The sequence below is a fragment of the Emticicia sp. genome (genome assembly GCF_043780375.1).
GTDB lineage: Bacteria > Bacteroidota > Bacteroidia > Cytophagales > Spirosomataceae > Emticicia.
Genome location: NZ_JAYWCU010000034.1, coordinates 12,110 through 27,802 on the forward strand (window position 1 = coordinate 12,110; position 15,693 = coordinate 27,802).

Annotated in this window: 7 protein-coding genes; all 7 read right to left on the minus strand. The window is 37.3% G+C overall.

Annotated elements, in window-relative coordinates:
* Positions 1-82: 82 nt before the first annotated feature.
* The 7 genes from ACH2CJ_RS02785 to ACH2CJ_RS02815 all read right to left on the minus strand — a co-directional run bounded on the left by ACH2CJ_RS02785 (position 83) and on the right by ACH2CJ_RS02815 (position 15,517).
* A complete protein-coding gene (locus tag ACH2CJ_RS02785; protein WP_394990559.1) occupies positions 83-3,352 on the minus strand; it encodes a SusC/RagA family TonB-linked outer membrane protein in 3,270 nt (1,089 codons plus the stop codon).
* 104 nt (positions 3,353-3,456) lie between these two features.
* Positions 3,457-5,670: a fasciclin domain-containing protein gene (locus ACH2CJ_RS02790; RefSeq protein ID WP_394990560.1), complete on the minus strand. Its 2,214-nt coding sequence runs from the start codon at positions 5,668-5,670 to the stop codon at positions 3,457-3,459.
* Between the two features lie 447 nt (positions 5,671-6,117).
* Positions 6,118-8,058: an oligogalacturonate lyase family protein gene (locus ACH2CJ_RS02795; RefSeq protein ID WP_394990561.1), complete on the minus strand. Its 1,941-nt coding sequence runs from the start codon at positions 8,056-8,058 to the stop codon at positions 6,118-6,120.
* Positions 8,059-8,082: 24 nt separating this feature from the next.
* Positions 8,083-10,905 carry a glycosyl hydrolase gene (locus tag ACH2CJ_RS02800; protein ID WP_394990562.1) on the minus strand — a complete coding sequence of 941 codons (2,823 nt, stop codon included), beginning with the start codon at positions 10,903-10,905 and terminating at the stop codon, positions 8,083-8,085.
* Between the two features lie 28 nt (positions 10,906-10,933).
* Positions 10,934-12,073, minus strand: a complete 1,140-nt coding sequence (locus ACH2CJ_RS02805) for a glycoside hydrolase family 88 protein (protein ID WP_394990563.1) — start codon at positions 12,071-12,073, stop codon at positions 10,934-10,936.
* A gap of 14 nt (positions 12,074-12,087) precedes the next feature.
* A complete protein-coding gene (locus ACH2CJ_RS02810) occupies positions 12,088-14,166 on the minus strand; it encodes a T9SS type A sorting domain-containing protein (RefSeq protein WP_394990564.1) in 2,079 nt (692 codons plus the stop codon).
* 22 nt (positions 14,167-14,188) lie between these two features.
* Positions 14,189-15,517, minus strand: a complete 1,329-nt coding sequence (locus ACH2CJ_RS02815; RefSeq protein WP_394990565.1) for a rhamnogalacturonan acetylesterase — start codon at positions 15,515-15,517, stop codon at positions 14,189-14,191.
* Between the last annotated feature and the right edge of the window lie 176 nt (positions 15,518-15,693).

Sequence of the window (15,693 nt, forward strand, 5' to 3'; positions counted from 1 at the left end):
ATATGCTTTAAGCTGTACGCTTTTAAAATATTTTGATTTGTAAAAATGCTTAAAGCTTATTGACTACAGCTTATTGCAAAATCTAAAACGAAGATGTTAAACCTATCGTAATTGTTTTTGAAGGTGGAGTCATTGAGTAATCTATTGCTACTCTGAATGGGTCGCCACCTCTGAGCGATACTTCGGGGTCTTGCCCTTGGTATCTTGTCCATGTAAATAAGTTTTCGGCAGTAATATAGCCACTTAGGTTTTTAACTTTCAGACGGTCGTTTATCTTTTTAGCGAATGTATAACGCATTGTCAACGTTCGGAAACGAACAAATGACGCATCTTCTACATAGCGACTCGACCCTAACCAGTTATAGCCAGTTCCGAATAAAGCTCTCGGAACGTTGGTAACATCACCCGCTTTTCTCCATCTTGATAGCACTTCTGTACTCTGATTATCATAGCCATACATGGCAGTAGTAAACATTCTTGTACCATTTACTACGTCATAATTTGAACGAAAATTAAAAAATGCAGTTACTTTCAATCGTTGAATCCAAGTAACAGTTCCGCCAAAACCTCCTGTAAATGCAGGATTGCTATTACCCAAATACACAATATCCATATAATTGATATTGCCATCGTGGTTAATGTCTTCGTATTTAGCATCTCCCTGTTGGAAAATATAATCGGTTGCAGGATAATTAAATCTCATATATACTCCTTGTCCGTCAGGTGTGATTATTGGCTCGCCGTTTTTACCTTGGGCAATGGTAGCTTCCTTATCTTTATATACACCCGTGTACTTGAAGCCATAGAATGACCCAAATGGGTTATTTTCTTGCATATAAGTTTTGTATTCGCCATTGCTTGTAATGTTGCCTCTGGTACGTGGATATAAGTCAGAAATTTCACGAATGACGTTTATATTTCTTGAAATATTCATATTCAAATCAACTTGTAGTGCTTTGGTTTTATAAGGTGTAATTCCTAAATTCACTTCCCAGCCCATATTATCCATCGTTCCAACATTCATATTTACACTGTTGAAACCAGTGAAAGAGGAAATCTGAAGACCATTAAAAAATAGATTTTTTGTACGGTTTGAATACAATTCGGCATCAAGCGTTACCATTCTTTTAAACATCGAAAGATTGATACCTAAATTTTTACCAGTAATTGTTTCCCAACGCAAGTTTTTTAGTTCCATTGAGGCAGGAACAACTCCTGCTTGCCCCAAATATGACCAACCGAGTGTGCTATAAGTACTGAAAAAAGTATAATCATATCTTGGAGCATTTCCGCTTTGTCCATAACTGGCTCTGAAAGCTAAATTATCAATAAAATGGTCAAAACGCTTCATAAAAGGCTCATCCGAGATATTCCATTTTGTAGAAATTGAAGGAAATAAACCATAACGATAAGCAGGCCCAAATCTTGAATTTCCATCTCCTCTGATACCTACATCAACAATGTATTTTTCTTTAAATCCATAGTGCATATTCCAAAGCAAACCAACGGTACGAGTTTGATTAATTGAAGAAGAAAGTATTGAAGAAGTTTGACGTGCTACACTCGTAATGTCTTGCAGTTGGTCAGAAGCCGTATTTGGTACAGAGGCTTGTTGCGAAATACTTTTAATATCGGAAGTATTTAACACCCAAAGGCTCGTCAAATCGTGGTTTTTATTTTTTATTTTTGGTGTAAAAATCATGGCGGTTTTGGTTGTTACACCAAAAATATCTACGTCGCCATCATACGCCAAATTTACTGCCGAACTCGTCCAAGTTTGTCCTGTTGCAATTTGAGGAAGAAACGATTGGCTTTTTGTATTGTTAATATCGAATTGTACATCAAATGATGCCATCCAGACACCAGGTTTTAAATCGTATTGTAACTGAAAGTGAGGAATAATTCTTTCGGAAAGAATATTGTTTTTAGCACTTAATGCCATCGCTACAGGATTGTATGTTCCTGAATAACCCCCTTGAATATTACGAAATGGCGAAAAATAGTTTGGCGTAATCACTCCAAATTCGTTGTACTCATACACACTCATGTTGGGCATTTTCTTGTACGCAATATTGCGTATTTGGTCTGCATTACTTGTTGAGTTTACATAGTTTCGGTTATTATTTGAATGAGTAAACGAAAGGTCGGTTTTGAAACGGATGCGATTAGATACATTATAATCAAGATTGATACGGGTATTCAGGCGGTCTAAACCTGTACCGATTGTCGTACCTTTTTGATTGAAATAGCCGAATGAAGCAAAATATTTGGCTTTATCGCCGCCACCCGTAATCGAAATGTTATGGTCTTGAGCATTGCCTAATTGCGTGATTTCCTTAATCCAATCAGTATTATTGCCATAATTATTGAACCAATATGGGTCATTTGGGTCATACTGAAACTCTTTAACGTTTTGAGTATTCAACGGTACACCATTTTTATTCATAAACTCTTCTGGAATAAGCATCGAATATTGGTCACCCGAAAGCATCGGAATGGCCGAAGGTTGTCGAGAAACCGAGCCTTTAAAAGTATAAGTAATTAATGGCTTGCCGATAGTTCCACGCTTGGTATTGATTACAACTACGCCATTGGCAGCTCTCGAACCCCACATCGCAGTAGCGGCAGCATCTTTCAGAATAGTGATATTCTTGATGTCGGTTGGGGCAAGATTTAGCAATGAAGCATATCCCAACTCATCGGCAGTACCAAAATTAAAGTCCGATGGAATGGCGGTTTCATAAGGCATTCCATCAACTACTACCATCGGGTCAACAGCCGAGTTGATTGAAGATGTTCCTCTGATACGGATTTGCATTCCTGCACCTGGGTCGCCCGAACTTGCCGTAATATCTACGCCTGCCAAACGCCCTTGTAGCATTTGGTCTATCGAAGCACCTTGCATTTCTTCAATGGCTTTGGTATCAATTTTAGATACAGCCATTGTATTGCTTCGGTCGGAGTGCGAAAGTAAACCATTGTCGTTTCGTTGAGCCGATACCACCACTTCATCCATTTCGTTTTCGGTAGAAACAAGCAATATTTCAAAAGTTTTTTTGCCATTTACTTGTGTTTTTTGAGTTTTGTAGCCAATACTCGAAAACGAAAGTACATGAGAAGGGTCATTCATGCGAAGCACAAAGTTACCTTCAATGTCGGTTACAACGCCTTTGATGGTACGATTGTCTTTGTCGAGTTCAGCAACAGTAGCTCCAATAACGGGAGAACTATCTTTAGAATCAATGACTTTTCCTCTAACGATATTTGTAGGGGCTGGTGTTTGTGCATTGACAGCAATGCCATGCATCAAAACTCCCCCAATAATTAATAATAATGTAGTAAATATTTTCATTCGCCTATATTTTCAAAGATTTTTTGAAATAATGATTTTTATTGAAATGATGAATCTGACAACTTTTATCAATGCGACGATTCGTAAGTTGTCAAATTTCAAAATCAAGGTTGCAAATAATTATCAATCAAATGAATGACCGCACGATTCGATAGATTATTGCTTTTTGCTACATTTACCAACGATTTTCTACTATTTCGGTCAGTTACTTGCATTGCACCTACTGAATTTATCACTGTAACTCTGATGCCATCGCCTATATTATCTTTCAATAAAGTTTCCATCGAACCCGATTCTTTTCCGTCTGGAATCAAAGATTTTTTATTCAAAATATGGTAAGAAATGAAATTCAAAACTTTCAATTTATCATCGTTGGTAGTTGGATTAAAGTTTGGTGTTTTCACCGTTCCTGTAACTGTACTTGGCAAAACCCCATCATTTACCGCTGCCTGAATAGCCGCATTATCGGGCACAAAAACTGTGTAAAATGAGCCAGAAGCTGTTCCATTAATTTCGCCAGTAGTTGAATTATAGGCGAGTGCGGAGTTTTTTAAATATTGCCAGAAAGAATTGAAAGGCGAAGTAGTAGCAGTTCCCAAAAGCTCAATGTGTTTACCAATATTTAGTGCAGTAAAGTTCAGTAAGCCATCTGTATAATAAACTTTGCCATTGGTGGCTGTTTTTGAACCTAAAATAGTCAAAGTTTTATTTATGTCTGCAAGTCCAGTCGAATAGACTTTATTTTGCGTAAACTTGACATACTCACCATTAGAAGCATCAATAATTCCTTCTTTGCTTAGATCGTCTAATTCGTTGTTTTGTGTTGGAACAATACTCGTAGCCACCATACGCAACAAATTATTTCTGTTTACATCGCCAACCGTACGAATAGTTGTGCCTGGTGCAGTAAACCCCCATTCGTTTTTAGCTCCATCATAGTCGTAACCTGCCGTCTTGAAGGCATCATCACTCATCATAAAGACTGTATATTTGAATTTTGGGTTTAAAATCGTTGGTCTTAAATCTAAATTCAGCAATCGAGTCATAGTCGAATACTTTGGGTCGAGGTAGGCTTTGGCATAAACTGTACTAAACACATTGGTTTCTTGTACTTTGTTTGTGCCATAAAAAAAACCATTACTCAATATTTTTTTATCTACTACATTAGCAACAGGGTCGAATCGAGCTTCTTCACCAAAACCATTGAACGACGATTTGAATTTGCTTGGCCAAACACTCGAAGACCATAAATGAGCATTGAGCAAATCGGCAATAACAGTTGAAGGGACTACGTCTAAGGAAGTATAGTTTTCAAGAATGACGTTTTTGAGGAAAGGAAGAAGTGTTTCGTTGGTTGGCACAAAAATACTCCAAGATTCTTGCTGACCATCGTTGTCCGAAAACTTTGCGTAGTTTTCGTTATTGGGCCAAAAAATAATTGCTTGCTTTGAGTATGATTTTACATAAACTTGGTCGTTTTTTCCTGTTAAAATTTGGTATCTTTTAGTAGCCTCTGCATTAGGAATAAAATTTACAGCGTATTTGTCTAAAATCTTTCTAAACTCACTGTATTCGGGCTTGTTACGTAAATATTCTTCAAAAGAAGGTTGAGCCGTAAATACATTATCAATTTCGTGAATCATACCATTTTCGGCAACAATATCTTTCTCCACAACTTTTGCATCCATTACATTGAAGCCCGTATAAGGCACATTTGGGTAGAAATAGTTGTAGTCAGTTGCCGTAAGACCTTTATCTAAAAAATAACTATCGGTAAAATAACTCAGGTATTTATTGTTATTATCGGCACTTACATAGGCAATCGAGTTTCTATTGGAAGCAACGGCTTTTACTGTTGTACCCTCAAAAGTTTGGTCTGAATAAAAACCTGTGTAGTAAGCAGTTCGTCTTCTAAATGCTTTCGATGGCACCCAACCTGTAGCAGATTGATAGTCGTCTAATCTATCTTTTTCAAAAGCATTATAAACTAATAAATATTGAATGAGTTCACGTGCTTTCGTAGAGTCAATCGTACTCATTGAAAGATTATTTTTCTGGAAATACTTGGCAAAAGCGTCATCATTCGGAGCAAACATTGTCCAATAACCCGCACTACTCAGCGTACGTTGGTAGCCACTTTTATCAATGACTTGCAAAAGCGTACTAAATTTTTTCTTAGCTTGTAATTGTTGGTAAATTGGTGGCTCCAAACCATCAGGACGTGCATAAATATCCAACTCTTTACGTGAGCAACTAACAAACGAACTAACAATTACAAAAAAGACAAAAAAAGTACACAATGGGTATTGGTGCCTCATATATTATTAGGTTGAAATTTTAGAAATGAATATAGAAATCAGGGAAGTTTAAATAGATTTATGTTTTTCAAAATATTGTATTTTACCTATTTAAAATCAAAATTGTAATATAGTAATATTAGGAGTTTATTTTAACTTATTTTAAGTTGTTAAACTTTAATCAAATTTTAACATTTGAAAGAAGAAATGCTAATTTTCGCTCAAATTTATTAACGCAATCGTTATCGGGAACGTTATCAGTATTAAAAACTAACACTTATAAATAGTTAAATAATTCAAAAATTGCCTTGAAATATACTTAACTTAGTTGATTTTTATCTATAAAATCACATATTAAAATTGTATTATTCTAATATTTACACTGATTGATTTTTGATAATTAGTAACGATGTTTTTATAATGCTTTACAATTGTTTTCTTTCAGTCTAAAAATCACCTTTAATTCCCTTAATTTTTAGCGATTTCAACGGCATATACTTGGTTCTTTCCTTCAAAATTTGCTCTAAAAACAACCCATTTTCCATTGGGAGTGAAGTGTACATTTGGCTCAAATTTGTAGCCATGATGTTTCATATTAACCAATTTTTCGGACTTCAAAATATCTCCTTCTGGACGAAAAAGATAAATCCATTGACCATTTTTTGCTTTAGCCACTTGCCCTGCATCGCCACCATCTCCCGCAAAAAGTGTTTGGTCTGGCGAAATATTGAAGTGAATCGACCACTCATCACGCTGCATTTGGAAGCGTTTTTCTACGCCAGTTTCAATATTTGTTCCTGCCAAAAAGAAGGTTTCTCCTCTCGGAATTTGTAAATCAAACCAAATCGTTTTGCCGTCCCAACTCGGAAATTCATGCCCTGCAATTTCCATCGCAACGTTACGTTTATGCATCAGTTTTACTTGCGAAGTTTTTATGTCAATCGTCCACATTCTATCCACTTTATGCCACGGGCCTTCATGGCAAAACATAAGCATATTTGGATTTTCAGGAACAAATTGAATATGTCCCAACCAAGTATTTTCGTGGTGAATTTGCTTTAATTCACCCGTTTCGATATTGATAGTAAAAAGCGTATTTGGAATTTTTGCATCAAAAATTCTGTCAAAAAAATCTTTCTTTTCGGGGAAATTCTTCAAGATTTCTCTTTCGGTATTACCTTCTTTATAACCACCAGCTAAGATTTTTTCATCGGCATTTATGGTTGAAATATTTCCTTTAAAATCAGTAGGAAAAACATAAACCAAACGAGTTTTTTGCGTAATAATTGAAGTGGCAAAAACACTGTCTTTTCGCTGGAAAAACAATTCGCCACGCTTGGGGGCAAAGATTTCGCCCCCGATTTTACTTCGGTTGGTCAAAGGTTTGTTTTCAAGTTTTTTCAAATTGACCGAATAGAGTCTTTGCCCTTCGGGTGTGCTATTGTAAAAAGCCATTAAATCGCCATCTGTACTTGCCAAAAATGGATTGTTATGAAAGTAAAAACTCTGATTATTGCCTTCTACGCTTGATAATCGCACGAGCTTATGACCAGTATCTTTGTCAATCCATGAATTTGGCATCGGAAAAATCGAACCAGTTTCCAGTACGGGTATTTGTTTTTTTCGTTTTTCAATTTGTTTTTCGGTCAATAAAAATTGCTTGATTTTACAATCTTTTAAAGTTTTTATACCTCCAACAACACTTGCAGCATTGAGTTTTGCCCCCGCATAATTGGTGTGCGTATGGTCAATCGGGAAGAAATCGGCTTTGAGTTTTGCCTCGTTTGATAGCTCATATTTTACCGAAACTATTTCATTCAAATCAACAAAAAATGCCCCCAAAGTTTGAGCCGATTCTGCCGCCCATTTGGTGTACCCATCTCTCGGAATCTTGCCATCTTTCCAAACATTGCGTGGTACTGGCGAAAAAACGATTGCAATTGCCCCTTTATCCTTAGTTTCGCTGATGTATTTTCGCATATACCAACCATAAGAATGCACGATTTCGTGTTTTTTCGTAAGCAAATTGTCAATTTCTTGGGTTTCTTCGCCTGTACCTTTGATGCTTCCTCTCGCACGAGTAGTGTCGTTGATTGCTCCGCCGTCGTTATGCCCAAATTGGATCATCACGAAATCCCCTTTTTTAAGGTTTTTCAAAATTTTCTCCCAACGTCCTTCAGTCAAGAAAGTACGGCTACTTCTGCCACCAATCGCATGGTTTTCGATATGAATTTTGGTTGTGTCAAAATGTTGGTTGATTAGCGTTCCCCAACCAAATTGTCCGTCTGAACCCTTTCCCGAACCATTTTTCACGGTCGAATCACCGATGATGTAAAGCGTAGGTTTTGGTTTATTGTTAAATGCTAAAAAGGAAAGTAAAATGATTATGTAAATTGTTGTTTTTTTCATTTTTATAGTGAATAGGGTGAAAATTTATTCTTGCTCAACAGGTGTCAAAGTTACTTTTTCTAACAAACCAGATTCTCTTGGTTGCCAATTTATTGTGGTGAAATAACCCTCTTTTCCTAAATTTGGTCTGAGTCTTGCCGAAACATTAATATTATAAAATTTCTGCCAAACGACACCTTGTTTTTCAATAGCAATTACTCGATTTGCCATTGAGTTTGAGACGTTTACGACCAAAATATTTTTTACTTTTAGCAATGAGCTCGGCACAAAAACCTTATAACTGGGGCCAAGTAAAGTACCGAGAGATTTACCATTTAAAACTACGCTGGCACTTTCGGCAACTTTGCCTAAATCGAGCCAATAGCCTGCTGCAAGCTTGTTTGTCATGGCAAAAACAAGAGAATAAGAAGCTGTTCCTGAGAAGTTTTTACAGGCTTCATCATCCAATTTTGTCCACGAACCCAGTGTTTGCGTTTCTACAGTTTTGGGTAATGTTGGGCCGCCTTCGAGAAAAGTAATTTTCCAAGTTCCTGTCAATTCTTGTGGTTCGGATTTGGCTTTCCAGTAAGCATAATTTACTCCTTTTACTGGCGTTTTATAAGTTTCAACAATGCACGATTCACCCGCTGCCAGTTGTAGATAGATTTCGTTAGTTTTTGCATTAAATTTTGCCATGCCCAAAGCTTCAGTCATTGGATTATACAAAGCCGCCGATTTTGCAATGGCTTCCAATTTTACCCAACCTTCATAAGCTTTGGAAGTTTTGTTATTGATAAAATAATAATTGCCTTTCGCATGGCTTTTTCTGACAAACTGCAAGCCATTATCAATCATTGTTTCACGTTGAATTTTAGCAAAAGCCATCATTTCTTCTAAGTTTTCGCCAACTAAAAATGAGCCTTGACCAATTTTTGCTTGACTGAAACTTGCGGTATTTTTTACGAAGTTTAGTTCGGCTAATAAAGCCTTGAATTTACTTCTTCTTGCTTCTAAATTGCCCAAACCTGGTACATCGGCAGGGAGTTTTTTGTGGAAAATGATATTTGCCCCTTGTTTTGCCAAAGCAACCAATTTTTCAAAAGTTTCGAGTGGAACTTGCTCACTTTCAGCCAATAAGATGGTTTTATAACTTATTCCACCCGTCAAAATTTCTTGATTTTTGGTGTTTAAATTCCCAATTTGTTTGTCCGAAATAAAATCAAAACCATAGCCACGGTCGAGGAGTTTTTGACCCAATTCTTTAAAATCTGTACCGTTAAATTCAGGTGTTACACCATCAAAATGCTCCAATAACCCTTTATTTGAAGGTTCGGTTAAACGGTCGGTGATTGGAAAATAAAACAGTACATCATTACTGGCTTTGCTATCTTGCAAGAAAGTTTGACAACGAGCTACATAATTATTTAAAGTTCCGAAATCTTTCCAGAATGGATTATGAGGCGTAAAATGAACCGCCGCATAAAACAACCAACCAGGGAAAGCCGCTTCTTTGGGCGAATAATTTGTGCCATGATAAAAAATATGATTGACACCGCCTACCATGAAAAGGTCTAAAGCTCGCTTCACATCTGCCAAATTTGAGAGAAAATGTTCATTTTCCCAAGTAGCTGATTCCGAAGAAGTTAGTTTTTTACCCATCACATTAGACGCTGACGAAGCAAATTTTATTCTTAACAAATCAGTTCCTTCAATTTCAGGAATATCAACAACGCCATATAAATCAAGCGTATTTGCGGGCGAACCGTGAGCTTGATTTCTTACAATTTTGCCTCGTGCGTGAGCCCATTTTGTCCATTCAGAAGTATATTTTTCAAGAATCAAATCGCCAATAGTAGCTCTGTAATCAAACAAAACTCGGTGATTGAGGTCTGTATTTTCTTTACTGAAAAGATTTGGCAAATGATTGCGGAGGTCATAACCACGGCGGTTTTTGAATTCGTCAAACAAAGCTTCTGTCCAATCCGATTGTCCACGAGCATCATCTACTTCATAGGAATCATTAAAAAATGCCCGCATACTCGAAACATCAGTTTTGGTGAATGCCTTATCGAATGCCGAAAGGTAGTTTTTTATGGCTTTTGCCGAAAAATGGTCAATCACATCACCTTCTCCACCTGGGCCGGCACGTTCTACCATTTTGCCATGCCAACCTTGAAAAATCGCATAAAGTGTCCAGTTTCCTGATGGAGCTTTCCAGTTTAGCTTCCCTGTGGTATTTACTTTTTCGGTTAAATTCAAAACTTCGCCTTTGTCTGAATACGCCATGAGGGTCTGTAAAGGTAGGGGCTGTTCAAATCTTACTTGGTCAATTGCCAATTCTTGCAAATTATCATTCGCCGAAATGGGATATTTCAAAGTGCCAATTTCTACTTTTTTTGGAAGGACATATCGCAATAAAGGCGTTTGTGTAAAGACTATATTTTCGTTAAGATTTTCGCCTTCTTTTAATGTATAAGTTTTGTGAGTAACATATTTACAAGCATCTTCGGGCGTAACCCAAGGCCCACCAAAAGGCCAACCCGAAGCATTAGCTAAGTCGATACCTAAGCCGAGGCGAGTACCTTCTTTAAGAGTATGCTTAAACATATCGACCCATTTTGGTGAAAGAAAATCAATAAATTGAGACTCGTATCCTTTCACACCATAAATAGGTGTGATTTCCAAACCTCCCAAACCTACTTTTTTGTAGGCCTCCATGTTGTAGGTTAGGTCTTTGGGGTTTACGGCATTTCCTTCCCACCACCAACGTGACCACGGCTTTGATTGCTGTGTGATTGGCTTCCATTTTGGCTGGGCAGCAGCAAAGGTGCTTGAAACAAGGATTATTACTAATATTTTATTGAGCATTTTTGTAAAATATTGATTATTTGCTAATTTATTTCATTTTATAAACCTCCGCACCAGCCAAAAGGAAACAACCTACGCCAAAATCATCAAAATTTGGTACTTTGTCATAAGTTACTGATTGACCGTCTTTTGGTTCTTTTCCTGTGCCTTGCACATATCCCAAAAAACCGTTTGGATGTATACAGTCTTTCATCATTGCGTTCACGGCTTTGGCTATTATTGGCGTGTATTTTTTCTTATTCAATAAACCTTTATTTACTCCCCAAGCCATTCCGTAAGTAAATAAGGCAGTTCCTGTGAGTTCTTTTCCACCAAAATCAGTTTCGTCGGTAAGACTTACATTCCAAAAACCATCGGTTCTTTGATAAACAGGCAAGGCTTGCATCATTTCTAAGTAAGTCTTTTCATATTCTTCACGATGTGGAGCATTTTTAGGCATAATATCAAGCACTCGCACCAAAGCTGCTACCACCCAACCATCACCTCGTGACCAATAGCAATTTTTGCCTGCAGGAGTTTTGTAAGGTGGGTCGAAATCTTTGTCTCTGTACCAAAGTTTTTCTACTGGATTGTACAAACCTTTATCGCCTTGCACGGTTTTGGTGTGCATATACATTTCATACATTTTTTCGTAATAACGGTCGTCTTTATAGATTACACCAAGTTGAGCAAAAACAGGCATTGCCATTTGTAGGGCATCAATCCAAGTCCAATCGTCCTTTTTTTCGCTGTTTACCATATTGTCCATGGTTTCCTTAATATCTTTGATTCGCTCAGGTTTTGGGTCAATCAAATACAAATCCATGTAGGTTTGTCCGCAACATTGGTCATCACCATTACGAGTTTTTGTACCGTTACGAAGTCCCCATTTGTGAGCTTCTCCCCAAGAAACGGCGTAGTCGTAATAACGTTTCTGTTTATCAACTTTATAAAGAGCCATGAGTCCTTCATAATAAACCCCACGAGTCCAGATATTACTTGGGCGAGTTCTGTCAGCTGCCCAAATAGGCTTGCTTGTGTCCGACCATTCGTTCATAAAATAGTCATTGGCAGCGGTTAATGCTTTCAATACATCCTTTTTCTTAGGCATATTTTGAGCATTAATATTTAGCGAAATGATTAATCCAATACTGATTGTTTTGATTAAAACACAAATTCGTTTTTTCATAGAAATATACAATTTTACTCTTTTACGATTTTTAAAGAATCTGTGCTGTTTTTAGTTTTTACTTTGACAATATACATCCCTGAAGGAAGTTTTGCTCCTATTTCACACTCGTCTGTACAAGAATCATTTTCGATTTTTTTGCCATTCATATCAATGATTGTATAGCTAAACTTTCCTTCTAATTTTAGTTGAAACGAATTTTTCGAAGGGTTCGGATATATTACCGCTTTGTGTGTATTTTTATCTTCTGTGTCATTGATAAGCTCAGTCGTTTCTCTACTAACTAATTGAATATTAGGCTTTTGCAACTCTTTCATGCCATCGCCTAAATAATAACTTGGGTGCGGGGGTTGATTATAAGCCGAGTTTTGCCAAGCAATTGCCACACGATATTGAGGGTCGTGCATGAGCGTATAGATACGATTGGTTGCAGGAATAATTGTCGTAAAAATTCTTAATGCCGTATTATCGGTTTTTCTTAAAATTACTTCTTCTCGCCAATCGCCAAAAATATCAGCACTAAGATTAGGTGTAGCTTTTGTGCTATTGTTTGATGAGCAATCGGTTGCCGTTAAAATTCGATTAGTTTTGGCATTCAAATAATCCCATTTATCAATGTGGTTTCCGTCTAATAATTCACGAGAAAGATCGGCATCCCACCAAACAGCAAAATTCATTGAAGGCTTTGCTGTACCAATTTGATTTCCTTTGCAATCGTATAAATTGCCAACTGCTCCCCAACATTCGTAACCTTTGTAACGAGGGTCAATGTCGATTGCCAAAGCTCGCCCAACATCTTTATTTTCGCCATCTACGCCCCAAAGAGGTTTGCCTGTTTTAGCATCTCTAAATTCAAGTCCATAAGCCCCGTATTTTGACGGACTTTCATGCGGTTGCCAAAGTTCTTGTCCTTCACGGTCTGGGTCCATGTCGGTCATGTGGAGAGCATCACCATGCCCCAAATGATTTTCGTACAAGCCTTTTCCGTTATCATCAATGGCACTGCTACCATTTAATATTTCATCTTTTCCATCGCCATCAATATCGCCCACCGTCATTTGGTGATTTCCCTGATATTCATAGTTTTTGTTGTCATTATCACTATCAAAAACCCAACGAGAAGTCAATTTTCCATCACGCCAGTCCCATGCGGCTCTTACCAAACGAGTATAATAACCACGCCCCATTACTAAGCTTGGTCGCTGACCGTCTAAGTATGCAACGGCGGCAATATATCGGTCAACTCTATTTCCATAATTATCACCCCAACTTTCTACTGTTCCTCGGGCTGGCAAATAGTTGGTTGTTGCCATTGACTCGCCCGTTTGCCCATTAAAAATAGTCAAAAACTCAGGACCAGAAAGCACATAACCTGCCGTCGTGCGATAGTCAGCTTTTGCATCGCCAATCACTTTTCCTTTGCCGTCAATTGTACCATCGGCGGTTTTGCAGGCTACCTCAGCTTTACCATCAGAGTCAAAATCATAGACCATCAATTGTGTGTAATGAGCTCCTGCACGAATATTTCGCCCCAAATTGATTCGCCATAATTGCGTGCCGTCCATTTTTAGGGCATCTAAATATACATTTCCTGTATAGCCATTTTGCGAATTGTCTTTGGCATTCGTTGGTTCCCATTTCAAGATTATTTCATATTCTCCATCACCATCTACATCACCTACGCTACAATCATTGGCGGTATATGTATAAATTACGCCATCGGGAGTTGTGCCTCCTTCGGGTGCTTTCAGCGGAATATCCAGAAATTGTTGTTCCCAAATTTTTGCTTTTTCCGAGTCTTTTTGTTCTTTATTATTTATTACTGCACGAACAGTATATGTACCGCCACCAACATAATTATCAATATAATTGGTCGTTGTCGCCAAAGGCGTAGGATTTAATCTTTTACCATCTCGATAAATATTAAAAGCTATTGTAGAAGGCTCTGTACCTAATAATCGCCAGCCGACATACACTTGTTCGGTGCTGGTTCTGACCGCCACTACACCACGATTGAGATTTTCGACAAAGCGTTGGGCTTGTAGTTGAATTGTCAGAAACAGAAAGAATGTAATTTTGTAAAGGTTTTTCATTGAGTTAGGTTGATTGAATATTTTAATTTCCATCAGGTTTTATAACATTGACTAATGGACTATGTGGAAAATTCCAACTTTCCAACGAATCGGGTTTGGCTGGGTCATAAGTTAGAAACTCGTCAATAATGTATTTCGAGATATTTAATTTAGTGTTTTTTATGCTTTCAACGATACACTTTGCCAATTGATACGCCCCATAATTGCTAAAATGCGTGTCGTCATGGATTCCTTTTTCTTGACCTGGAAAAGTATTGGCGGCATAATGAACAAAGGCTTTTTTTGAATTTTCTTGCCCCATAGTTTCAAAAAGTGTTTTGCTCATGGCATTTAAGTCTATCAACGCTACGTTTTGCTCAATGGCAATTTGCCGCATGGCTTCGGGAAAATCGCCGAGAGTATTGATTATTTTTCCCGCAGCATCAAAGTTTCGACGGTGCATGGATGTTATCAAAACTGGCGTAGCACCTTTCGCTTTGATTTGCTGAATATAGCTTTTTAAATACTCCTTGTAAGTCGTATGTGCTTCCAAGCCGCTATTAGCTTTTTGGTCGTTGTGGGCAAACTCAATGAAAAAGTAATCACCAGCTTTGATTTGGCTCATTATTTTTTCTAATCTTTTTTCTGAAACAAAACTTTTGATGGTTTCGCCCGATTCGGCATGATTGGCAAAAACTACTTTTTCTGCTTTAAAAAACCTCGGAATCATCTGTCCCCAAGCGGCATAAGGTTCTTGGGCTTGGTCCACAACGGTTGAATTTCCCGCTAAAAAAACGGTGATTACGTCATCGGCAGTTTTCGTGATTTCAAGTCCACAAATTTTAGGTAAAGCATCACTAAACTCAAAAGTCAGTTGATTGTCCCAATGCAAATAATTGAGTTCACGGATTTTGAGCTTTACTTTTTCGGTAGCATTTATTTGGGCATTTCTAACATTGACCGTAAAGTTTTTTGTAAGAAATTCGCCTTTTGCAGTAGTTACTTTCTCCAACATCAAACGACGATTTTCTACTTTTACAGTTGTCGTAGATTCACCTTCAATATCGCCCAAAATAACTTTTACGTTGTAATTCCCTTCGAGAATATCAACTGTAAAAAAGAAAGGCTGATTGCTCGTGCAGAAATCGGAAGTTAAGGCATTTTTACCTTTGTGATTGATGCTTTCAACTTTGGAGTTAGACATAAATCCAAAGCCTTTTTGCTTAGAATAGTAACTTTCAGCAGAAACTTGCGTATAACCCTTTGCTGTTTTGCCGGAACCAAAATCGAATTTGAACTCGGTTTTTGATTGAGAAAAAGCATTAAAAGATAATATTCCTAAAAGGAAAAAAGCCTTGTGAAAGTTCATCATTAGGGTTTTATTGTAAATTTGTCATAGTTTATATAACAAATTCAGGGTTTGTTCATAAAAAAAAAGGTTACTTAAATATTGCTGGTATTAACTTCCAGTTTTTAGTCAATTTTTCTCTTAGGATGGATTTATTACCACCTTGTTTTTCTAATAAATTACTTGTTAAAGTAATAAAA

Bases quoted from the DNA above. Each gene is read 5' to 3' on its own strand.
- ACH2CJ_RS02810 (WP_394990564.1), bottom strand. From the start codon at position 14,166: ATGAAAAACCTTTACAAAATTACATTCTTTCTGTTTCTGACAATTCAA.
- ACH2CJ_RS02790 (WP_394990560.1), bottom strand. From the start codon at position 5,670: ATGAGGCACCAATACCCATTGTGTACTTTTTTTGTCTTTTTTGTAATT.
- ACH2CJ_RS02800 (WP_394990562.1), bottom strand. From the start codon at position 10,905: ATGCTCAATAAAATATTAGTAATAATCCTTGTTTCAAGCACCTTTGCT.
- ACH2CJ_RS02815 (WP_394990565.1), bottom strand. From the start codon at position 15,517: ATGATGAACTTTCACAAGGCTTTTTTCCTTTTAGGAATATTATCTTTT.
- ACH2CJ_RS02805 (WP_394990563.1), bottom strand. From the start codon at position 12,073: ATGAAAAAACGAATTTGTGTTTTAATCAAAACAATCAGTATTGGATTA.
- ACH2CJ_RS02795 (WP_394990561.1), bottom strand. From the start codon at position 8,058: ATGAAAAAAACAACAATTTACATAATCATTTTACTTTCCTTTTTAGCA.
- ACH2CJ_RS02785 (WP_394990559.1), bottom strand. From the start codon at position 3,352: ATGAAAATATTTACTACATTATTATTAATTATTGGGGGAGTTTTGATG.